Source organism: Psychrobacter immobilis (assembly GCF_904846175.1).
Lineage (GTDB): Bacteria > Pseudomonadota > Gammaproteobacteria > Pseudomonadales > Moraxellaceae > Psychrobacter > Psychrobacter immobilis_E.
The window spans coordinates 126,764-148,212 of the sequence record NZ_CAJGZM010000001.1; the positions used below are offsets into that span (position 1 = coordinate 126,764).

General features: G+C 43.6%; 18 protein-coding genes. 10 read left to right on the plus strand and 8 right to left on the minus strand.

Features of this window, described 5'->3' with window-relative positions; all coding sequences use genetic code 11:
- Nucleotides 1-52: 52 nt before the first annotated feature.
- Both JMW39_RS00510 and JMW39_RS00515 read right to left on the minus strand, forming a co-directional pair.
- Nucleotides 53-1,597: a sensor histidine kinase gene (locus JMW39_RS00510; protein ID WP_227679094.1), complete on the minus strand. Its 1,545-nt coding sequence runs from the start codon at nt 1,595-1,597 to the stop codon at nt 53-55.
- A 14-nt stretch (nt 1,598-1,611) separates the two neighbouring features.
- The gene (locus JMW39_RS00515) at nt 1,612-2,313 is read right to left on the minus strand and encodes a response regulator transcription factor (protein ID WP_201542983.1); all 702 of its coding nucleotides are present in this window, start codon (nt 2,311-2,313) and stop codon (nt 1,612-1,614) included.
- A gap of 344 nt (nt 2,314-2,657) precedes the next feature.
- On the opposite strand from JMW39_RS00515, the gene JMW39_RS00520 reads away from it, so the two are divergent.
- A complete protein-coding gene (locus JMW39_RS00520; protein WP_201542984.1) occupies nt 2,658-3,188 on the plus strand; it encodes a Spy/CpxP family protein refolding chaperone in 531 nt (176 codons plus the stop codon).
- A gap of 192 nt (nt 3,189-3,380) precedes the next feature.
- Here JMW39_RS00520 and JMW39_RS00525 read toward each other — a convergent pair whose 3' ends face one another.
- From JMW39_RS00525 to JMW39_RS00535, 3 genes are all read right to left on the minus strand, one after another.
- Nucleotides 3,381-5,177: a hypothetical protein gene (locus JMW39_RS00525; protein ID WP_201542985.1), complete on the minus strand. Its 1,797-nt coding sequence runs from the start codon at nt 5,175-5,177 to the stop codon at nt 3,381-3,383.
- Between the two features lie 121 nt (nt 5,178-5,298).
- The gene (locus JMW39_RS00530) at nt 5,299-7,386 is read right to left on the minus strand and encodes a hypothetical protein (protein ID WP_201542986.1); all 2,088 of its coding nucleotides are present in this window, start codon (nt 7,384-7,386) and stop codon (nt 5,299-5,301) included.
- Between the two features lie 197 nt (nt 7,387-7,583).
- Entirely contained in the window at nt 7,584-8,018 is a 435-nt protein-coding gene (locus JMW39_RS00535) for a hypothetical protein (protein WP_201542987.1), read from the minus strand.
- Between the two features lie 200 nt (nt 8,019-8,218).
- Here JMW39_RS00535 and ggt point away from each other — a divergent pair, with 200 nt between their 5' ends.
- The 8 genes from ggt to cysE all read left to right on the plus strand — a co-directional run bounded on the left by ggt (nt 8,219) and on the right by cysE (nt 18,719).
- On the plus strand, nt 8,219-10,138 hold the full coding sequence (ggt, locus tag JMW39_RS00540; RefSeq protein WP_201543485.1) for a gamma-glutamyltransferase: 1,920 nt from the start codon (nt 8,219-8,221) through the stop codon (nt 10,136-10,138).
- A 306-nt stretch (nt 10,139-10,444) separates the two neighbouring features.
- A complete protein-coding gene (locus JMW39_RS00545; RefSeq protein WP_201542988.1) occupies nt 10,445-11,698 on the plus strand; it encodes an NAD(P)/FAD-dependent oxidoreductase in 1,254 nt (417 codons plus the stop codon).
- Between the two features lie 63 nt (nt 11,699-11,761).
- A complete protein-coding gene (locus tag JMW39_RS00550; protein WP_201542989.1) occupies nt 11,762-11,923 on the plus strand; it encodes a hypothetical protein in 162 nt (53 codons plus the stop codon).
- 95 nt (nt 11,924-12,018) lie between these two features.
- Nucleotides 12,019-15,747 (plus strand): DNA polymerase III subunit alpha, encoded by a 3,729-nt coding sequence (gene dnaE, locus JMW39_RS00555; RefSeq protein ID WP_201542990.1) that lies wholly within the window; start codon nt 12,019-12,021, stop codon nt 15,745-15,747.
- A gap of 55 nt (nt 15,748-15,802) precedes the next feature.
- Nucleotides 15,803-16,180, plus strand: a complete 378-nt coding sequence (locus tag JMW39_RS00560; protein WP_201542991.1) for an Hpt domain-containing protein — start codon at nt 15,803-15,805, stop codon at nt 16,178-16,180.
- Nucleotides 16,180-17,085: an RNA methyltransferase gene (locus JMW39_RS00565; protein ID WP_201542992.1), complete on the plus strand. Its 906-nt coding sequence runs from the start codon at nt 16,180-16,182 to the stop codon at nt 17,083-17,085. The genes JMW39_RS00560 and JMW39_RS00565 overlap by 1 nt, the downstream gene beginning before the upstream one ends.
- Nucleotides 17,086-17,216: 131 nt before the next feature.
- Nucleotides 17,217-17,660, plus strand: coding sequence for a YtoQ family protein (locus JMW39_RS00570; RefSeq protein ID WP_201542993.1), 444 nt, complete (start codon nt 17,217-17,219; stop codon nt 17,658-17,660).
- 147 nt (nt 17,661-17,807) lie between these two features.
- Nucleotides 17,808-18,719, plus strand: coding sequence for a serine O-acetyltransferase (cysE, locus tag JMW39_RS00575; RefSeq protein WP_201542994.1), 912 nt, complete (start codon nt 17,808-17,810; stop codon nt 18,717-18,719).
- A gap of 110 nt (nt 18,720-18,829) precedes the next feature.
- Here cysE and JMW39_RS00580 read toward each other — a convergent pair whose 3' ends face one another.
- Nucleotides 18,830-19,372: a DUF924 family protein gene (locus JMW39_RS00580; RefSeq protein ID WP_227679100.1), complete on the minus strand. Its 543-nt coding sequence runs from the start codon at nt 19,370-19,372 to the stop codon at nt 18,830-18,832.
- 176 nt (nt 19,373-19,548) lie between these two features.
- On the opposite strand from JMW39_RS00580, the gene JMW39_RS00585 reads away from it, so the two are divergent.
- Nucleotides 19,549-20,283 (plus strand): glucose 1-dehydrogenase, encoded by a 735-nt coding sequence (locus JMW39_RS00585; RefSeq protein ID WP_201542995.1) that lies wholly within the window; start codon nt 19,549-19,551, stop codon nt 20,281-20,283.
- A 155-nt stretch (nt 20,284-20,438) separates the two neighbouring features.
- Here the strand turns inward: JMW39_RS00585 and JMW39_RS00590 are convergent, their stop codons facing one another.
- Nucleotides 20,439-21,038, minus strand: a complete 600-nt coding sequence (locus JMW39_RS00590; protein WP_227679101.1) for a 2-amino-4-hydroxy-6-hydroxymethyldihydropteridine diphosphokinase — start codon at nt 21,036-21,038, stop codon at nt 20,439-20,441.
- Nucleotides 20,986-21,396: a dihydroneopterin aldolase gene (gene folB / locus JMW39_RS00595; protein WP_201542996.1), complete on the minus strand. Its 411-nt coding sequence runs from the start codon at nt 21,394-21,396 to the stop codon at nt 20,986-20,988. Before folB ends, JMW39_RS00590 begins: the two co-directional genes overlap by 53 nt.
- Between the last annotated feature and the right edge of the window lie 53 nt (nt 21,397-21,449).

Consider the following 21,449-nt stretch of genomic DNA (forward strand, 5'->3'; position numbering starts at 1 on the left):
ATATATTTAAATAGTAGAGTTTTTATTATTGATTTCTTATTGCTAATTAGCGTTATTGAATAGGCAGCACTATCTGTACTACTAAACCTTGAATACCATCTTGGCGATTATGAACACTAATTTGACCTTTATGTGCCATCACTACTGCGTGAACGATTGCTAATCCCAATCCATAGCCGCCTGTTTCCCTGTGTCGCGCACTATCAAGGCGTACAAATGGCTGAAAAATACGCTCTAAATCTTTTTCTCCTACCCCGCCACCCTCATCTGTGATAGCGATTGCAAGGGCATCTTTTCCATTATCGAACCGTTTTTTTGTGACTTCAGCGGTGACTGTTGAGCCTGATGATGTGTGCATAAAAGCATTACGGATAATATTTTCAAGGGCGCTATGCAACTGTTCTTGATTGCCAATCACAGTCAAAGACGCACCAGATGATGACGATAATAAAACATCGGGCGGCGTCCACTGCCAGCGCACATTTTTATGTTGAAACTCAAAACAGACATCTTTGCCAATTTCAGTGATGAGTTCAACAATATTTACGGCATCATTTTCTAAATTATCGATGGTATATTGCTGCATTTGTAGCGACTGAATATGAATAATTTGCTCAATCAGCTCATTCATACGTGCCGATTCTTTATCGATACGGTCGAGGTAGCGGCTGGCATTGGGCGCAAAGTCACGCGTCAGCTCAGTAGCAACATCAAGACGTGCCAATGGCGAGCGTAGCTCATGAGAGATATCACTTAACATCTGCTTGCGTGCAAGCTCACTATCCGCCAAGCGCGTCGATAATTGAGCAACATCTTTTGCTAATAGTCCTAGCTCGTCAGAGCCCATCTCTGATAAATGGGTATTGGGTTGATAGTCGCCATCGATCATACGGTGCACGGTATCTTGCACCTGACCGATGCGCCGAGTCAGCGTACGACTGAGCCAAAAGCAGACCAAAGTACTAAAGAGGATAATCAGCAGCAAACGCACCGTGAAATTACCGCGTTGTAGCTCTAAAATGTCGGCAAAACGTAAATGCGGGCGCAATTGTATAATGGCCGTTTGGCCGTCCGGCAAATCTACGGTTAAATCTGCCAGTTCTGGGCGATTATTAGGGTCAAAAATCACTTCTCTATTCGGCATCGCTGGATGCAGAATTTCATTAATGAAAGAAGGCTTTTCATAGGCGCTGTCATTTTTATTATTAGGCGCTCTACGATTGTCAGACATAGCCTGTGATGGCAAGTCACGCTCCACTTCCTGACCGTTTGTTTGACGCTCTTCTCTATAACGATAACGCGGAAAAATAATAGCGCCCTGCTCATCGTAAATTCTAATTTGACTCATCAACCGTCGGTCTTGCCGGTATAGCTGTCTGACTGCCAATAAATCACCCGCTTGTAGCGCCGCAACCACTTCTTGACGCTTGAGTAACAGACTGTCAATTTGCACGTCCATCCGAGCGCTGAGCTCTTTGCCATTGAGCCAACGTTCTACCACAACAGAGATGATAGAGGTGATGAGTACAGTCAATAATAGACTGAGAAATAGCCGCCAAAATAGTGTCATTCTTGGCTTAAATGTAGAAGTAGGCATCGATGAGTCCGTCATTACAGCACCAGCTGATAACCTTTACCACGAATCGCCTTGATAGACTCATCATGAAAAGGTTGGAGTTTTTTACGCAGGCGAGATACATGCACATCAAGGCTGCGATCGAACGGCTGCAGTTCACGCTGTAAGACATTTTGTGACAGCCATGCTTTACTTACCACCTCGCCTTTTTGTTTGAGGAGCGCCAACAATAAATCGAACTCCGTACCAGTCACTTGTAGCTCAACGCCATCTATTTGACAGATACGCTGATTTTGGTCCAAATGCAGGCGACTCTCTGGCAATGGCGTATGCTCTGACGAGGCTGCACCCAAGGCGGTAATACGGCTGCGTTTAATCACCGCGTTAATACGTGCCAGCAGCTCACGCGGGTTACAAGGCTTGGTAATATAATCATCTGCGCCAAGCTCCAGCCCAATAATGCGATCAATCTCCTCGCCTTTTGCGGTCAACATAATGACAGGAATATCGCTAATCGCTGGCAGCTGACGCAGGACACTGAGCCCATCTATCTTTGGCATCATAATGTCCAGCACCAATAAATCATAAGGCGCACTGTCATGCATCGCTACTTTTAAGCGTTCTATGACCGCCTCGCCATCATGGACACAGTCACAGCGAATACCGTGATTATGCAAATATTCTTGCAACAGTTGGCTCAACTCTTCATCATCGTCACCCAATAAAATATTTGGCATCTTCATCCTCCACTCATCTCTACTTTCTTGCCGCTCAGTCAAATGATTCCAAGCATGCCATAGCATGACGCATATTATCAGGCAAGCGCCCATCAATGCGCTACAAACGTTACCTTTCTTAATATTTCATAAATGTTCGCAACTTCTAGCTGTCGTATGATAGCCGCTATCAGCAACAAACACTGACGGCAAGTAATGATTCATAGTGGCTATCCGGGACACTTGCCAATCGTTACTTCTCAGATAAAAAACTGCTTTTCGTAATAAATGCAGTTTGTAACATAAATTTTGTAAAATAAGTAACGTTTGCTCCCTCATTTAAGGTAACTATTAAGGTAATAATGATGAAAAAATTATTGATAGGCTCAGTACTCGCGATATCTAGCGTCTTAACGGTTACGGGTTGTACCAGTGTCAACGCAACCACCGATACTACGCCAGCAACAACGACCAATATGCAAAAGCAGCATAAAGATGGCATGCGTAAAGGTGGCATGAGAGGCCCTATGTCGCAGTTGGATTTGACAGCGACGCAGCAGGCGCAAATCAAAGCTATTATGCAAGAAAAATACAGTGGTCACAAAAACGATCGTACAAAACATCAAGCAGAACGCGCGCAAATGCAACAACAAATGCAGGCGTTGACCAATGCCAAAACTTTAGACACAGCAGCAGTCAATCGTCTAGCCGATCAACAAGCAGCAAAAGCCAAGCAGCGCTTTATTGAACGGGTGCAAACCGAGCATGCTATCTCGCAAGTGCTAACGCCTGAACAGCGTCAAAAAATGGCGCAATTAAAATCAGAAAGAAAAGCAAAAAATCATCATGGTTCAAAAAATCGTCATATGCATGGCAAGTATCAGCAAGGCATGTAATTGACTGCTCCTCTTCAATAACAATATGAATGTTTTAATAAGAATATGAGTATTTAAGGAAGTAGATTATAAAAAAGCGCATCGGTTAGCCGGTGCGCTTTTTTGTTGTCTTTATAAATGTTTAGCAAGCATTTATTTACCGTACTTAACACATTTAAATTGATTACAAACCTAGAGTTTAGCTCCCTTCTGTTATTCTACCAAGCCGAAACGCTGTTTATACATCGGTAGCATATTAAATAGCGTTTTGCCCATTGCGGTACCATTACCTTGACGGTAATATTCGCCAAGCTCAGCGCTATATTCTTTTAAATCAATGCTGTTGCTGGCGTTTGGTATCTGACTGTCATTCGGTAGGTTGGGAAACGCCTTATCTTGAGCACGGATAGGCATATATTGAGTAAGGGCATCAACAATCAGACTGCTCTTTTCTATGGTTTCTACACTTAAATCATCACTTAACTCATCACTTGATTCACCACTGGCATCGTTAGGTAGATAGTGGCGACTGTGCTGCCATTGCAACTGACCTCCTTTATCAAAGCCGTATAGTTTTTGCACGGGCAGATTTGCAGTAAAGGCCGGTGAGCTTGTTTCTAGTAAATCCGCTTCTTGTGTTCTCAGCATTTTATCATCAGCAAAATCTTTCATTTTTACTAAAACTTGTTTGACCATCGATTTACTGGTGATTTTACTATCCGCAGCATAAGTATCATCTTGCGTATCAGAGACACTTTGCATTATCAGCTCAGGGTATTGCTGAGTGATGAGTTTATAGAAGGTGCCCATATAGTCTTTATAAGCCTGCTCATCGCTCGCGCTACTTTGGACACGGCGAATGATTTTTGCACTATTGAGCATGGGTGCTAGCTGCTTTTCAGGTAATTTGGGTGACAGTGCCATCAAAATATTTGGGGCGATAAAATTAAACTGGCTCACATCAGCCTTTGCATAGACACTGTCTTCTGCTTGAATATGGCTTTTTATTACGGCACGACCAAAATCTTTCGGTAACGTGCCATCATCAAGGGCTATTTTTAACCATTTATTTTGCCATTTGGTGCCCAACTTATCATCGGCAAGCTTTAATGTCAGCAAAGCGAAATTGTCTGCCCACAGATAGACGCTAGCGGTTTTAAAATCGATATAAATAGGTTGATTGATACTACTATGATGGTTACGCGCCAAATACTGCGCACTACCCAGCATGGTAAACTTACCTGCCAGCGGCTGATAAACACCCTGCGCATTCATGGACAATGGCTTTAGCAGATAAGCATCCAGTAATTGCGATTTTTTGATATCTAGTGTAGATTTTTTGCTGTCATATTCATTAAATAGCTTTTGGTAATAAGGTGAGATGGTAGCAACACTGGCTGCGCTAGCAGAATCTATATCAGATGATGCTGGCATCGCGACCTCCGCCGCCGCGTCTACCACGTCCTCCGCTGCTTCCTCAACTCTATAAGCAGTACTATCATAGTGAACCTCCGCCCATGCTTCATAAGCTGCTGAGCATGCTAGGTACGATTGCTTAAGTGCCTCACGCTGGGGCGCATAATCAATCGACGTAATCTCTTTTTTCTGTGCTTCTGCTTTTGTTAATAAGGCAGCATAAGCTTGGTCGTGGTTATCTTCGCAATAGCTATCAACATCGTCTGATGCCACCCGTTGTGTACTATCGATAGCTGTAAATTGATGCTCATTAATAACCTCAATATTACTATGATAAGCAAAAGACTGCCGGCGTTGCTGCTGTAATGCGCTGGCTAATGCGTTTTTTGCAACGCTTGGCGCATTATCTGCCTGCAAATTTTTTGATTGGCCAAGATTGGTAGACAAGTTGGTAGACTGGCAAGCCGTTATCAGTAATGTACTGGCGACCAATGTCATAGAAACCAAAGAGCTTACCGTCATCATTGATTTAGAGCACAAGGTATTTATCTGCTTCGGTTTATTAATGGATAAGGCCACATTTAATTTTTTCATTTTCTCTATCCTTGAAAGACGTTATATTTTGCTAGACGTTATATTCTGCTAAGCATTGTGCAACGATGATTGATACTGAAAATATATCAGCATATCAGCGCCTATCATCAAACGAGGCTGCCTACTCTACTGAGTTTGTGACATCATAATCAGCATAATTAGCACTTGCATCATTCGCTTCTACCTCTGCTGCTTCTACTTCAGTTGCTTCTACATAGTCATAGCGCGCATAACGTGCCTTCTCTAACTTCTCTTTTTGCTGACGCTGTGTTGCAAGCCATGCGTTGCCATCGATAGCGACCGGTGCCTTTGCGCCAAAAGATTGTGCCAATAATGGTGCCAACGGATGTTTGTTAAAGCTGGCACTATCATAGCGCGTCTGATTCAAGACCGTGTTTTGTGAACCAAAAAAGTCACTGCCGATATTGGTTCGTTGCTGTTTTGCCAATAAATGGTCTGAGCCATCTAAATAATAGTAATTGAGATGATTAAAAGAGATAGGACTCACCGCTTCTATCAGCTGCAGCAATCCGCCAACATCTGCACTTTGATAGCCTTTGTTATACAATTCAATCTTAGCAATCGCAGCTTTCAATACATTGTCATCAGGATAGTCTTGTGGATTTTGGTCAATATGCTTTTGCAACGAGCGTGAGATGTTTTTAAATATTTTACCTATCATCTCACCGCTTTGACGACTGCCAAAATAGACTTTAACCGCCCTATCAGCGCCTACCTCCTTGGCAAACTCATCATCACGTATATCCACAGCACTGAAATACTCTGGCTCTAGCTCTGCCATACTGTTTTGTACTGCGTCAATGACCGCATCATAAATGACACCTGACGGTATTTGAGCAATAGAAGTAACCGCTTCAGGTAAGCCAAAATTCACCGTATGAGTGGTCATTTGCGCGGGCAACGGCGTATGCTCAGGAATACCTAGCGCCAAGATGGGCATCAACGCCGATGGATCGATTGTCGCTGCACCTTTGTCAAAATCAAGAGCAAGCGGTAGCTGAATCGATGAATGGATGGTCGGCGCTACATAGTCGTAGCTGTATACACTCTGTAGTTGCTTTTGTTTGGGCTTATAATGACTGACGCTATTGAGGGTCAGGTATTGATAATGGTAGGCATTCATTGCTTGAACTTGTTCAGGGGTACGGATAAACATATTGATAAGATTGGTCATTAACCCCGGGTAAGCACGAACGGCATTTTCATCTTGAGTGCCATTTGCCGTTTTGCTGGCTTGCATGTCTTCATAGTTACGTAGCCAATCTTTTGATTTGATACGGCTTAAATTAGATAACAAACCACCAGCGTCGCTTTCGTACGCGCTATCATCTCTCTGATTGCCGTATTCATTGTAGTTATTCTCGTCATAACCCTCTGTATCGTAACCATACTTATCGTGGCCATATTCATCATAACCTTTACTATCATACCCATATTCGTCGTAGCCGTTTTGATCATAGCCTTCCTCATCATAGCCATTTTGATCATAGCCATACTCATCGTAACGACGCTCTTCTTCGACAGTGCGCGCAGCGACGGCGGCAGCCACCGCTTCAGCGGCAGAATCGCCGCTATAAACCTTATCGCTATCCTCAATATCATTTTCTTCATTATCGCTGTCAATGTCTTCTTCGACCGCCGCCTCATCTGCTCCTTCTAGATTTTCATCATCATTAATATCTTCATCAGCGGTACTGTTATAAAGATAAAGCTCGAGCAGTGTTCTAAAAAAACTGCTCGAGCCGGCGTCAATACTGTCGGCTTTAATATAAGGAACGGAATGATAATTAGCCCGCGATACTGACACGTGCTCCGTCGCTAAATGCTGACGAATAGCACTCAGTAGACGCGCCTTGGCTTGCACTTCTGGATTTGGGTTTTTAGTTTGGTCAAATAAACGCTGATAACGCTCAGCATTCTTATCCAATTTGGTGTTGAATACTTTACCCTGAGTTTGGTTTTTCTGAGTGTCAGCAACACTAAAATCTATGCCTGTCGTGGATAAATTGGACTGCGATGACAAATCTGCCGTTGTTTGACAACCCATCAACGTCACCGTGGCGCTAGCGGCGGTAAACGCATAGATAGCCAGTTTTATAGGATGCTTTTTATAGGTAATCGATGATTGTACAACTGACGCTTGAGAGTGATGCGCTAAGGTGCGTTTTTGAGAAGTAAGCTGCCCCATAAAAATCCCTTTATTTGATAAAAACAGACAATGATAACTTTAGTCATTATTCTGTTATTTATAACATAAAAGGTTACATTTTAGGAAAGATACAGAAATATTTTAATGAAATTTTTATAATTACTCTTATATTCGAGAAAACAAAAAAGCGCTATCCGATAAGATAGCGCTGCATATTAAATAAGCATTAAAGACATTTACCATAAACGGATATGTTCTTTACCATCCTCATTGATAATGACCAAACCTTTTGAAAAATCTATATTTTGGCGAGCATTTTTAATCGTTTTATAATTATAGCTTTTACGGTCTGCTAAATTGATGAGCTCATACACTTCATCGCCACCTATATCTACATAACGGCTACTGTCACCATCTGGCCATTTGATAGTAAGGAGCGGTAAAGACTCATGAGAACCAAAGATTTCTTTAGCCCTATAATCCTTTGAAGAATTAATAGTTGAAGTTGTTACTAAGCATTTTTTACTGGCAATTTTAAGTTTGTAAGCACAATTAAAAGAACCTGACCCATTCTCAGCAGACATAAACTCTTCTATAGTCGGCGAAGCTTGTACTTGGGCAGCGCTAAATGCAAAAGCTAAGCCAACGCTCACAGCCATTAACCTTTTCATAGTCATCTCCATCGTTCTAATAAACATATGTAAGTGATATAACTTGATTCTCATGCTATCTTATTATTTTAAGCAATGCGACCGTTTTTATAAGAACGGTCGATAAGTTTGTCTCATAACGAATAATCATCAGATAACTTTACTTCTAACCCACTCGTAAAAAGGAATTTGCGATGCAAAACTCAGCACTAAAAAACAAAATAGACGCTCCTCATAGCAACCTTCAAGCTAGAGCAAAGATTAAAGCGGCTATCTTGTTAATCAGTAGTACGTTTTTAGTCTCATTATCCGCTCATGCTGCTGAGCCGATGACTAATACTAAAAACACTATCAATCCAACCTCGCTTAATACCAATGCCATTAATTTAGCGATTATGGTAGATAATCCGACTGTATTATCTGAGACTCAGCGCGTAACGAGAGCGAAAACCAACACGCTCACGCCTAAAAAAATCCAAGCCAAAACAGATCAAGCCATCTATTCTGAAGATGCTATTCACCACCCTGTTTGGGCAAAGAACGGTATGGTCGCAAGCCAAGAAGCGCTGGCCTCTGATATTGGCTTAAAGATTTTAAAAGATGGCGGTAATGCCGTTGACGCCGCTGTAGCGGTTGGTTTTGCTCTAGCGGTCACATTGCCACGAGCTGGCAATATCGGCGGCGGTGGTTTTATGATGGTTTATGATGCCAAACAAGGTAAAACCGTGGCGCTCGATTATCGTGAAAAAGCCCCCAGTAGCGCCTCACGCGATATGTACCTTGATAAGGATGGCAACGCCGTTAGCGACTTATCTCAATATCATGGCTTAGCCGTTGGTGTACCGGGTACAGTTGCAGGCTTACTCAAAGCATTAGAAGATCACGGCACAATGAGCCGCGGGCAAGTGATGGCGCCAGCGATTGCATTGGCAGAGAAAGGGATTGTGGTAACACCTGGACTATCTGAATCACTAGAAGCGTTAAGCGAGCGCATGCAAAAATGGCCAAGTACCAAAAAGATATTTTTTAAAGCTGATGGCAGCGCTTATCAACCGGGTGAGCGCTTAAAACAGCCTGAGCTTGCCCATTCGCTAAAACTGATTGCCGCAAAAGGCGCCGATGGATTTTATAAAGGGGAAACGGCACGTAAATTGGTTAAAGCGGTCAATGATGCTGGTGGCAATATGAGCTTGCAGGACTTGGCAAATTATGAAGCCATCGCTCGCGTGCCCGTTAAAGGGGATTATCGTGGTTATGAGATTGTCTCAATGCCACCACCGTCTTCTGGCGGTATTCATATTGTGCAGATTTTAAACATTTTGGAAGGTTATCCGCTAAAAGACTATGGTCAAAATAGCGCGCAAACCATTCATTTGATGGCTGAGGCTATGCAGCTTGCTTATGCCGATCGTGCTGAGTATTTGGGAGATTCTGATTTTATTGACGTACCTGCCAGCGGGTTAACCTCACAAGCTTATGCCGATAAACTGCGTGCGTTAATCAATCCAGATAAAGCCACCCCAGCTGCAACCATTAAAGCCAATAACCCTCTACCGTACGAGAGTGATCAAACCACGCACTTCTCGATTGTCGATAAAGATGGCAACGCGGTCGCCAATACTTATACACTGAACTTCTCTTATGGTACTGGGCTTGTCGCTGAAGGTACGGGTATCCTGCTCAATAATGAGATGGATGATTTTTCTGCCAAGCCTGGCGTACCCAATGGTTATGGTTTAATCGGCGGCGATGCAAATGCGGTTGAAGCGAATAAGCGTCCGTTGTCTTCGATGAGTCCAACAATCGTATTTAAAGACAGCAAGCCTTATATCGTCACGGGCAGCCCAGGTGGTAGCCGCATCATCACAACCGTCACGCAAGTGATATCCAACGTCATCGACCATGATATGAATATCGCTGAGGCTACGCATGCACCGCGGATTCATGACCAATGGCTACCCGATGAGATTCGTATCGAGAAAGCGCTAAATATAGATACGATTAAAAAGCTCGAGTCAATGGGACATAAGGTCAGTCCGCAGTCAGCGATGGGCTCAACCCAGTCGATTATGATGACGCCAAATGGCGTCTATGGTTCTTCAGACCCACGTATTGTCGATGCGGCAGTGGTCGGCTATTGATTTGATTTTACAGTAAATGTATTTGGTGAAACTGAATGGGCGATATTCCCATAAATTATTTGAACTGCCGGCTAAAATAGCCGTCCTTCAACGATATTTGATTAACAGCTGTCTATCTCAGTTATCTAAATAGCGCTCATTTTCTTAATCCATTGAACTGAGCGTGTCATTATTTTTATCCCCATTTTTAAAATGAAGGCACGCCCTAAGGTTATTGGTTTTAGCTAGATGACCGTTATAACACCAGTTACTCCTTCCTCCTTAATCAGTGCATGAGCACTTTTAGAATTTTTACAGAGAACGTTTATGGATACGGACACCCCAAACTTCGATTTACATATCATCGGTGGTGGTATTATTGGTCTGGCAACTGCAGTGACATTACAAGCACGAGGTGTAAAGGTCGCTCTACTAGAGGCAAATGAAGTTGGACAAGGTGCGTCATTTGGTAATGCAGGACATATCGCGCCAGAGCATGTATTCCCGATTGCTGATGCCAGTATGCTCCGTCATATTCCAGCTATGTTATTGAACCCAACAGGTCCACTGCGCATAGATTGGCGCTATCTGCCACGCTTGACGCCTTGGGCTATTCAGTTACTAATGAATATGCGCCCTGAACCATTTTCCCGTATCCATCAAGCCCTATTAAGCTTAAATGATAATTGCCTACAAGCATGGTTAGACTTCTCCCAGCAGTGGCAGTTAGACGATTGGATAAAAGTGAAAGGCTCGTTATTAACAGTCGAGAAGACCAGTAGCTTAGACTCTCTGAAGACCCATGGCAGACGTCTTAATGATGTCGGCGTAGCTAATGAGTTGTTGACGAAAGAGAGCTTATTAGAGCATGAACCCGCCTTACAAGATAACCAGTTAGCGGCGTTATTGTTCCCAAATACGGGCCATATCACCAACTTAACAGCCGCCATCAACCAGCTTAGCATCACATTTAGACAATTAGGCGGTCACATTATTGAACATTGCCGTGTCTTTGAAGCAAAGACTAACGTTGAAGGCATCCATTTAACGACCAATCAAGGTGATATCGTAGCTTCCAAGGTGATGTTGTCGGCCGGGGCTCATTCTAAAATATTGGCCAAACAGCTAACAGGCGTCAATGTTCCTTTAGACACCGAACGTGGTTATCACTTAATGCTACCGCACGAAAGCGCACGTTTACAGATGCCCGTAACCAGTCTGGATCGGCGCTTTGTGATGACACCGATGCAAGAAGGTCTACGCTTGGCTGGCACAGTGGAATATGCAGGACTTGAAGCCCCTGCTAATATGCAACGGGCACACATCCTCTTACAACACGCGCAGCCCATGTTAAAAACGCCATTAAATTCGGCTGATAATATGCCATGGATGGGCTTTCGACCATCGACCTCAGACTCCTTACCAGTTATCGATAATATTGAGCGCGTGTTTTTAAATTTCGGCCATCAGCATTTAGGGCTGACGCAAGCGGTTGTTAGCGCACAAATGATCGCGGCATACTATTTTGATGAAGCGCACGCTATCGACCCAAGACCCTATCAACTTGCCCGCTTTACATAGACAGCTTATGAAAAGCTTATCAATTAAGAAAAAACTACCGACATATCTTTAAGCATAATAGTTTTGAGCACAATAGTTTATTGCTACGCAGACCTACTCTCAATGTCTGTCACCTCGCTGTTGAGCGCTGAATCAGTGGTTGTTATGGGCAAAGAATGCTATTATTATCCGTTAAGATTAGAAGACCCAAACCAAGCGATGAATCGCTTGTCGCCGCATCAATAATGCTAAAGCTTCGTAAATGAGCTTGCAATGTGCAATGTCTTCTGACCTTCTCTCTTAGCACCACACCCTTTTGATCGCATCCGTAAGAGTCCTCTATGGCATTTGTACACCTTGGCATCCACAGCGAATATTCAATTACCGATTCTATCGTGCGTATAAAGCCGCTTGTCAAAGCGGCGGCAGCAGACAATCAAAGCGCGTTGGCATTGACCGATTTATCCAACCTTTATGCCACAGTGAAATTTTATCGTGCCTGCTTAGGTACGGGTATTAAGCCAATCATCGGCAGTGAAATCATTATGGATAATGAAGACACGCGCTTGGTATTGCTGGCGATGGACAATGAAGGCTATCAAAATATCACCCGCATCGTATCGCTTGGCTTTACTGAAGGGCGCGCCGATGTTGCCAATCATGGGGTGCCAGTAGTTGATCGTCGTCATATTTTAGAGCACGCGGCTGGTGTCGTAGTCTTATTTACTGAAAAATCCGATGTTGGTCAAGCACTGGTCGGATCCATGCCAGAAAAAGCCGACGAGCTGCTTTCGGAGTGGCAAGAAAAATTTGATGACCGCTTATACTTTGCTATCAAGCGCACCAATCGCTCAGGTGAAGATGCTTTTATTAAAGCGGCTATTCATGCAGGTGCCAAGCACCACATTCCTATTATTGCCCATAACGATGTGCGTTTCTTAGAGCAAGACGATTTTGACGCTCATGAAGCACGTGTTTGTATTGCAGGCTCGTATGTACTTGCTGACCTCAATCGTCCACGACTCTATTCGGACGAGCAATATCTTAAAACCCAAGCACAGATGGCACAGCTATTTGCTGATATTCCACAAGTTATTGACAATACCTTGCGCTTAGCAACCCGATGTAACGTGACCTTAACGCTAGGTATTAACGTCCTGCCTGAATTTCCTGTACCTGAAGGCGAAACAATTGAATCGTTTTTCCGCGCCGAATCCATACGCGGTCTTAATCATCGACTGGACAAACTATTTCCGATTGAAGCACGTACTGACAACTGGAGCGACTTTCGCCAAAAGTACGATGAGCGTTTAGAGTATGAGCTAAAGGTTATCCTCTCTATGGGCTTCCCCGGTTACTTCTTAATCGTGATGGACTTTATCCGATGGGCAAAAGGCAATGGCGTACCGGTTGGCCCAGGTCGTGGTTCTGGTGCTGGTTCTCTCGTCGCTTATGCGCTGAATATTACCGACCTTGACCCTATTCATTACGACTTACTATTTGAGCGATTTTTGAATCCCGAGCGTGTCTCTATGCCCGATTTCGATATTGACTTCTGTATTGAAGGTCGCGACCGCGTTATTGATTATGTCGCTCAAACTTATGGTCGAGAAGCGGTCTCGCAGATTATCACCTTTGGTACGATGGCAGCAAAAGCGGTGGTACGAGATGTTGCGCGCGCACAAAGCAAATCCTACTTCCTTGCCAGCAAAATGTCGAAACTTATTCCCAAAACACCGGGTATCACACTGAGTCAAGCACTTGAGCAAGAGCCGCAGCTCAAAGACTTAATTTCCAATCCTGACAACATGGATTATGAAGATGCCACTGAAGTGTGGGAGATGGCGATTAAGCTTGAAGGCGTCTGCCGAAACGTCGGTAAGCATGCGGGCGGCGTCCTGATTGCTCCGCATAAAATCACCGATTTTAGCGCCATTTATTGTGATGACGAAGGTCATCGTGTCAGCCAATTTGATAAAGATGATGTCGAAGCGGTTGGGCTGGTCAAGTTCGATTTCTTGGGTCTGCGTAACTTGACCGTGATTGATGCTGCTGTCAGAAATATCAACCTGCGTCGTGCAAAAGAAGGCAAAGATGCGTTAGTGTTAGAAGACCTACCATTAGATGATAAAAAAGCCTACAAGCTCTTGCAAGATGCCAAGACCACTGCCGTCTTTCAGTTAGAAAGTATGGGCATGAAGAAATATCTGGCGAAATTACAACCGACCAATATCGAAGACGTCATCGCCATGTGTGCGCTCTATCGCCCGGGCCCGCTCGATGCAGGTATGGTAGAGATGTATATCGACCGTAAGCATGGTCGTGAGGAAGTCATTTATGACCATCCAAACCTTGAGCCTATTTTAGAAAACACCAACGGCGTTATCGTCTATCAAGAACAGGTCATGCAAATCTCGCAGGTCATGGCAGGATACAGCTTAGGCGGTGCGGACATGTTACGCCGTGCGATGGGTAAAAAGAAACCTGAGGAAATGGCCAAACAGCGCGATATCTTTATCACTGGTGCAACCGCGCAAGGTATCGATGAAGCGACATCAGGTGGCGTGTTTGACTTAATGGAGAAGTTCGCAGGTTACGGTTTTAACCGCTCACATTCCGCCGCTTATGGCGTGCTAGCTTATCAGACCGCTTATCTCAAACAATACTACCCTGCCGAATTTATGGCAGCGGTACTAACTTCAGACATGAACAACACTGACAACGTGGTATTCTTTATCAATGATTGCCGTGAAAACTTTGATTTAACCGTGGTTAATCCATCGGTTAATCGCAGTGAATGGCATTTTGTTGCTGATACCCCGACCAATATTATTTATGGTTTAGGTGCTATTAAAGGTGTGGGTGAAGGTGCCGTCGAATCTATCGTTGATGCGCGTCGCCGTGAAGGCCCATTTAAAGATTTATACGACTTTTGCCGCCGTGTTGATATTAAAAAGGTTAATAAACGCACGCTTGAAGCTTTGGTCAGTGCTGGCTGCTTTGATGACTTTGCTGTGACCTTACGTCCAGACTTGCCAAGCGACGAAGCATACGAGATTCGTGGTGCGCTGATGAGTCAGTTGCCAAGTGCCGTACAAGCTGCTGAACAAGACCGTCAAAACCGTGAAATTGGTATGATGGATTTATTTGGTGAAATGGACGGTGTCGTTGCTGCGCCGCCACTGGTTATGACGCCAGAGCTGATTTGGGGCGATAAGCACCGCCTAAAAGCGGAAAAAAATACTTTAGGTCTCTATTTAACCGGACATCCTATCGATGAATATCGTGAGGAGCTGAAACGTTATACTTCAGGCGCCCGTCTCGATAAGCTGACAGACACTGGCTATAACGGCAGCTGCTATTTTGCTGGTTTAATTATTGATATTGCTAACTTCGGTACGCGTAACGTCATCACCTTAGACGATGGCACGTCACGCTTAGAAGTCAGCTGTTATGCTGAGCGCTTTAACCGCGTAAAAGACCAACTAAAAATAGATGAAGTGGTCATCATTAAAGGCAGTATTCGTGAGCGTGACGGACGCCTATTTGCCCGTCTTGATAATGCCATGAGCATGGTTGATGCGCGCTTGCGTTGGCTGAAAAAAATCAGCATCAAAGTCCACGGCAGTGATATTAATCTGCTGACACGTATGCAGCCACTGCTTAAATCCGCTCAAGCTGACATCATACCAGCGCCGCGCTTGTCTTATAACGATGAGCAGGACGAGCAAGGTAATAATGGTAGCAGTGGTAACGGTGCTTATGACCCATCGATGGGTGGCAGCTTATATGATGAAGATGGCAATGATTTATTGGCACTAGAAAATGATATGCATCAAGATGCGCTACATCAAAATAGTGCTAGTCAAAGCTATGCGAATAATGCCCTTAGCAATACCGATGCTTCTATTAATGATAATTGCCTGCCGCTTGGTTTAAGCATTTATGAAGAATATGGCATTGCCAATGTAGGACTGTCAGAGCATTGGCGCGTCTACCCTAACGATGACAATTTACAGCAATTGAAGAGTATGGTTAGCGAAGACAACTTGCACTTCCATTATAGTTAACCTGATTGTTAGTTAACTTAATTGCTTTAACTTTTACCTTATTGGACACATGATCATGCCTGAAAACCCGAATAATAATATGAATGCTCAACTTAATGAGATTATCAATGACGAGCAGTTTGATGACATGCGTGACTTATTGGAAGAAGACTTTGTTGACTTGATACAAGTGTATTTTACCGACAGTCAGCAGCGCATTACCGACTTAAGAGGCGCCCAACAAAAAGATGACAACGCCAATGGCTATGAAATTGCTCATGCACTAAAAGGTGCCAGTGCCAATTTGGGCGCAACTCAATTGATGCATCTTAGTGGGCAGTTGCAAGAAGCTTGCCGTGAGCGTCTTATCGGTGACAACGCTGAACTTATTGAAGCGGTTGCAGCAGCGTTGCAACGTGTTGAGCAAGAAATCAAGCTAAGATTGGGGTTGTAATGAGTCACAATTCTTCCTCAATATTAGCAAGCTCGACTGTCAATCATACGGTAAGCGACTATTTGTCTTGTGTGCAAATCGTCATGGTCAATACCACCTTGCCTGCCAATATTGGTTCAGCAGCTCGCGCTATGCACACCATGGGTTTATCGCGTTTGACCGTCGTTGACCCTAAACTACCCATTGATGAGACCAGTATTTCGCATGCCGCCGGTGGCAGTGATTTGTTATCATCAGCGACTATAGCGCCGACGTTAGAATCTGCGATAGCGGATTGCCAGCTCGTATTTGCTGCCAGCAGTCGTACCCGTCATTTACCGCGCCCTATTGTGACACCGACACAAGCTGCCAAAATCATGTTTGATTTTATCGATAAGCAAACCGCTCTCGACGTAGCTGATAATAATGAAAGCACTAAATTGAGTGAAAATACTCAATCTACAAACAAGCCAAATATTGCTATCTTATTTGGGCGTGAAGATCGTGGATTGACCAATGAAGAGCTGGCTTACGCCGATTATCATATACAAATTGATGCCAATCCCGCTTATCCTGTGCTTAACGTTGCTTCAGCCGTACAAGTGATTGCCAGCTTTATCTTTGCTTATGCGCAGACCCATGCTCAAATGACTAACAACAGCCTAGATAATGATAAAGATGCAACAGTTCAGCCAACATTAGACGTGCATCTGCGTCAACAATGGGATGAGCCTGCCATTAGCCAACAGCAATTACAACAGCTGACTCAGCGCACGACTGAATTGATGGTTCAGCGTGGACTGGCCGATAATGAAAACCTAAAGTCTTTACCGTCGCGACTATCACGCCTTGGCTCACGCGTTCAGCTGGATCAAAAAGAGTATCAGCTATTGAGTGCTTTAATTGCTAAGCTTGCAAAGGACTAAAATTCATAATTTGCAAGGTTTAGAGCATTGATTTTAGGAAATTAATTTTAAGGCATTGAGTGCTTGGCATTAGCAGCCGTAGCCTTACTGTTTTGCAAGTCAGATGGTTGAATAATAAAAAGGAGTGAACAATGAATTGGACGGTTTATTTATCTGGAGAAATACACAGCGACTGGCGCCAAAAAATCATGCAAGGCGCGAAAGCCCATGGTCTTGCTATTACCTTTACCTCAGCTGTTACTGACCATGAAGCCAGCGACGCGGCTGGTGATGTGTTGGGTGAAAATGACAATGAATTCTGGCGCGACCATCAGTCATCAAAGGTTAATGCCATTCGTACCAAAAATATGATTCAAAAATGTGATATCGCTATCATTCGCTTTAGTGATAAATACAAACAGTGGAACGCCGCCTTTGACGCGGGCTACTGCGCCGCTTTGGGTAAGCCTTATATCACCTTGCATGCTGAAGATATTATTCATCCGCTAAAAGAAGTTGATGCGGCAGCAATGGCATGGGCGCAAACGCCTGAACAGGTTGTCGAGCTGCTAAAATATGTGACCAGTGACAGCTAAATGACACCTGCTTGTCACCGACAAATCGTTGGTAATGGGCGTTTTATCTACAGACCCTCTGTTTTAATTTATCACTCATTGCTATATTTTGTACGGCGAAACTGCTATAACTAAAGAGATTGTCATTAAAAAACAATAGGACGCTTTATGTCATTGCCAACCACCTTATTCAAATCGCTTGCCAATATCAAAAAAGACCTAAAAGAAGATATTGAAGCGGTATTCAATCGCGACCCTGCAGCGCGTAATAGCCTAGAAGTCATCTTGACCTACCCTGGCATCCACGCCCTCATTTTACATCGTGGCGCGCATTGTCTCTGGCAAAATGAGCAGAAACTTGCCGCGCGTGTGATTTCTTACGGCTCGCGTATCGTCACTGGCATTGAGATTCATCCTGCTGCAAAAATCGGTAAGCGCTTTTTTATTGACCATGGTGTCGGCGTGGTGATTGGTGAGACGGCTGAGATTGGCAACGATGTTACGCTTTATCACGGTGTGACCCTTGGCGGTGTCTCATGGAATAATGGCAAACGTCATCCTACTTTAGAAGACGGTGTCATTGTCGGTGCCGGTGCCAAAGTATTAGGGCCTTTCACAGTTGGTAAAGGCGCTAAAATTGGCTCAAATGCCGTGGTGGTAAAAGCAGTGCCAGCCGGTGCGACGATGGTCGGTAGTGCCGCCCGCATGATCTCAGACCATCATGACGAAAAAGGCAATCCTATTACGACCAAAGTAGACGACGCCAAACAACAAGAAAAAGCCGCGCAAGCAGGCACATCTGATCATAATCACGACAAAGGCTCAGCCCAAAGTACAGCACGAGCGACAGCGTTTCAGGCTTATGGGATTGACCCCTCTTCGCAAGATCCTGTTGCTGAAGCTTTTGCTAAAATGCTCGAGCATATTCAGCAGTCAGAAAATCGTCTCGACCAACTGCAAGCCGCTATGTGCAAAATAGATCCGGATTTTTGCAAAAAACAATACGATAAATTGTGTTTAGAAGATTTAGATGTGATTGGTAAAAGTGATATGGACGATATAGGCACTGAGCAGAAGTAATCTGCTAGCTGTCGTCAATACTGAATAAAAAAGAGGCCAAACGGCCTCTTTTTCTATTTTAACCAATTGATAAATAGCGCTTTATCGACTAGCTAGTTAACAGACAACGTTTATAAAAATGACGAGTCAGGCTGCGTCAAAAACTCTACTTCTTCGCTACTAGAAACTCGTCCTAAAATGTCATTACGATGTGGATAACGACCAAAACGATCGATAATAACTTTATGTTTAAGCTCAGCATCCACGGTGTCTGCATTGGTATATTGCTTAAATAGCTTTTCTGCTTGCTGATGAATCAGTTTTGATTCGCTGTGCATATAAGGCATCAACAAAAACTTACGTTCATCTATCGTTTCAAGCGCCTCTAGTGCACCGGCAGCAACCGCTTCTTGCGCGAGCGCGAGACTCATCGCATCTTGGGCAAAAGCCGCTGGCGTGTCACGGTAAATGTTGCGCGAAAATTGATCCAATATAATAATTTCAGCCAACCTACCCTGAATATTACATCGCCATTCGTATAGCTCTGACGCCGCTACTTGCTCAAGCAAATCACTGTATCGCTCTATTAGTAATTTATCAAAATCCTCGTCTTTCTCGAAAAACTTCTCACTACCCGCCTCATTAAAACAGAAATTTAATATGTCGTTGTACATTATTTCCTCACTACATTATTTAAAAAAATCAGCCAAAAGCATTATTCAAAGCTATGTTTAAAGCTATCTTTTAAAAACATAAAGCATTGACTTTTGGTTTCATAATTACTAAGGAGTATTTAGCGATTCTGCCCTATACTCTCTCATTATTCATAACTAAAAAAACAGGAAAACTTATGGCTCGTTTACAAGATAAAGTTATCATTATCACTGGTGCCGCCCAAGGCATGGGCGAAACTCATGCGCGTTTATGTATGGCAGAAGGCGCGAAAGTGGTCTTGACCGATATCAATTCTGATAAAGGCGACGCCTTAGCTAAAGAGCTTGGCGCTGATGCGCTATTTATTAAGCATGATGTTACTAGCGAGCAAGATTGGAAGCAAGTCGTTGAGCAGACTGAAGCGCGTTTTGGACGTATTGACGTCTTGGTCAATAATGCAGGCATTACCACGCACAAATCTATTTTAGATACCTCGGTAGAAGAGTATCGCAAGATTCTAGAGATTAACCAAGTATCAGTCTTTTTAGGCATGAAAGCGGTTATTCCAACCATGAAAGCCGCTAAACAAGGCTCTATCATCAATATCTCATCGATTAACGGTTTGGTTGGCGGCGCTATCGGTTATACCGACTCTAAGTTTGCGGTACGCGGTATGACCAAAGCGGCAGCATTAGAGTGTGCCCCTCATGGCATTCGCGTGAACTCCATTCATCCAGGCGTCATTGCCACACCGATGATTATGCAAGGTGATACCAAAGATGCGGTTGAAGCTTTTGCCAAAACTATTCCGATGAGACGTGTGGCTCAGCCAGAAGAAGTCAGCGGCATGGTGCTATTCTTAGCGTCAGATGATTCAAGCTACTCAACAGGTTCGGAGTTTATCGTTGATGGTGGTTTAACGGCGCAATAAGAATTTTCAATCTAAACCATGTGAGTTAAATAAAAGCTAGGCATTTCGTCTAGCTTTTATTTTGAGATTTTTTTCAGAAAAATACTAAGCTATCGAATACTAAGCCTTCAATAGCTTAATTCTTAATAAAATTTCAGCCGCTTAATTTAACCTCTTTAAAGCCCATTCGAAATTAATTCCTCAACTCCTGCTCTTTCATGCGCCTTAAATGGATATCTATCCGCCATGATTACCCATTGCTTTGGGCTTTTGGATATTTCTTTTTTGCTTAGGCTATTCTTATTAAAAGCAGTTTCTATCAGTAGAATGTCGATATCCATAGTGACTGTTTCTATCGGGCGTTTTATTGACGTTTGCGCTTCCGTTAAACGCTGCCTGTTGCAATCACTTTCAAACTTTTTAAAAGTCTGCTGCAACTGTTGCAAGGTCATGGCAGATGTAAGGGTTAAATAAACACACTGATTGGTATAATCAGGTTTTGGCAGCTCAGGTGTTGCTGTAAAATCAGGATTTTGAAACGCCGTCGAGAGTTGTATTTCACCTAAATCGGCTAACGTTCCTCGAACGCGGGCTAAGTGTTTTTCTGCTTGATAATTACTACCCAAAGCCAATAGCAGCGCCCTCACAGAATGCGTTTGCAGCTGTTCAGGCGCATACTTTTTTAAGTCATCAAGATTCAGATTAGCCAAATTTTTATGCATCTTACGCTTCATCAACGTTGCTTGCAGTTGGCTTGTTAGTACTGGCTTTGGCATAACGTGTGATTTGTACTCCAACCGCATCAGCCTGCTTGATAGCAGTCGGCTTGGCAACGCTTAACGTTATTTTATGACAGTTGTATTTTGCGAGTAGCTTATCAGCGATTTGACCAGCCAAATGCTCAAGCAACTGTGCCTTAATCGCTTGGCACCATTCGCTCACATCGTCACAGACCGCTTTATAATTCAGCGCATCCTTAACATCGTCTGAAACAGCAGCTTTACTAATATCCGTCTCGAGCGCAATATCAATCAGGAGCGGCTGCGTAATAGCGCGCTCCCATGCATAAACACCGATGACTGCTTCTACTGTTAAACCTTTGACAAATACCACATCAGATTCGGTATGAAACATGCACTCATCCTTAATTATTAATTTTTTAACTGAGCTTTTTAATTTAAGTCTTT

Coding starts and splice junctions, on each gene's coding strand:
- JMW39_RS00510 (WP_227679094.1), bottom strand. CDS start 1,597: ATGCCTACTTCTACATTTAAGCCAAGAATGACACTATTTTGGCGGCTA.
- JMW39_RS00515 (WP_201542983.1), bottom strand. CDS start 2,313: ATGCCAAATATTTTATTGGGTGACGATGATGAAGAGTTGAGCCAACTG.
- JMW39_RS00520 (WP_201542984.1), top strand. CDS start 2,658: ATGAAAAAATTATTGATAGGCTCAGTACTCGCGATATCTAGCGTCTTA.
- JMW39_RS00525 (WP_201542985.1), bottom strand. CDS start 5,177: ATGAAAAAATTAAATGTGGCCTTATCCATTAATAAACCGAAGCAGATA.
- JMW39_RS00530 (WP_201542986.1), bottom strand. CDS start 7,386: ATGGGGCAGCTTACTTCTCAAAAACGCACCTTAGCGCATCACTCTCAA.
- JMW39_RS00535 (WP_201542987.1), bottom strand. CDS start 8,018: ATGAAAAGGTTAATGGCTGTGAGCGTTGGCTTAGCTTTTGCATTTAGC.
- JMW39_RS00545 (WP_201542988.1), top strand. CDS start 10,445: ATGGATACGGACACCCCAAACTTCGATTTACATATCATCGGTGGTGGT.
- dnaE (WP_201542990.1), top strand. CDS start 12,019: ATGGCATTTGTACACCTTGGCATCCACAGCGAATATTCAATTACCGAT.
- JMW39_RS00560 (WP_201542991.1), top strand. CDS start 15,803: ATGCCTGAAAACCCGAATAATAATATGAATGCTCAACTTAATGAGATT.
- JMW39_RS00565 (WP_201542992.1), top strand. CDS start 16,180: ATGAGTCACAATTCTTCCTCAATATTAGCAAGCTCGACTGTCAATCAT.
- JMW39_RS00570 (WP_201542993.1), top strand. CDS start 17,217: ATGAATTGGACGGTTTATTTATCTGGAGAAATACACAGCGACTGGCGC.
- cysE (WP_201542994.1), top strand. CDS start 17,808: ATGTCATTGCCAACCACCTTATTCAAATCGCTTGCCAATATCAAAAAA.
- JMW39_RS00580 (WP_227679100.1), bottom strand. CDS start 19,372: ATGTACAACGACATATTAAATTTCTGTTTTAATGAGGCGGGTAGTGAG.
- JMW39_RS00585 (WP_201542995.1), top strand. CDS start 19,549: ATGGCTCGTTTACAAGATAAAGTTATCATTATCACTGGTGCCGCCCAA.
- JMW39_RS00590 (WP_227679101.1), bottom strand. CDS start 21,038: ATGCCAAAGCCAGTACTAACAAGCCAACTGCAAGCAACGTTGATGAAG.
- folB (WP_201542996.1), bottom strand. CDS start 21,396: ATGTTTCATACCGAATCTGATGTGGTATTTGTCAAAGGTTTAACAGTA.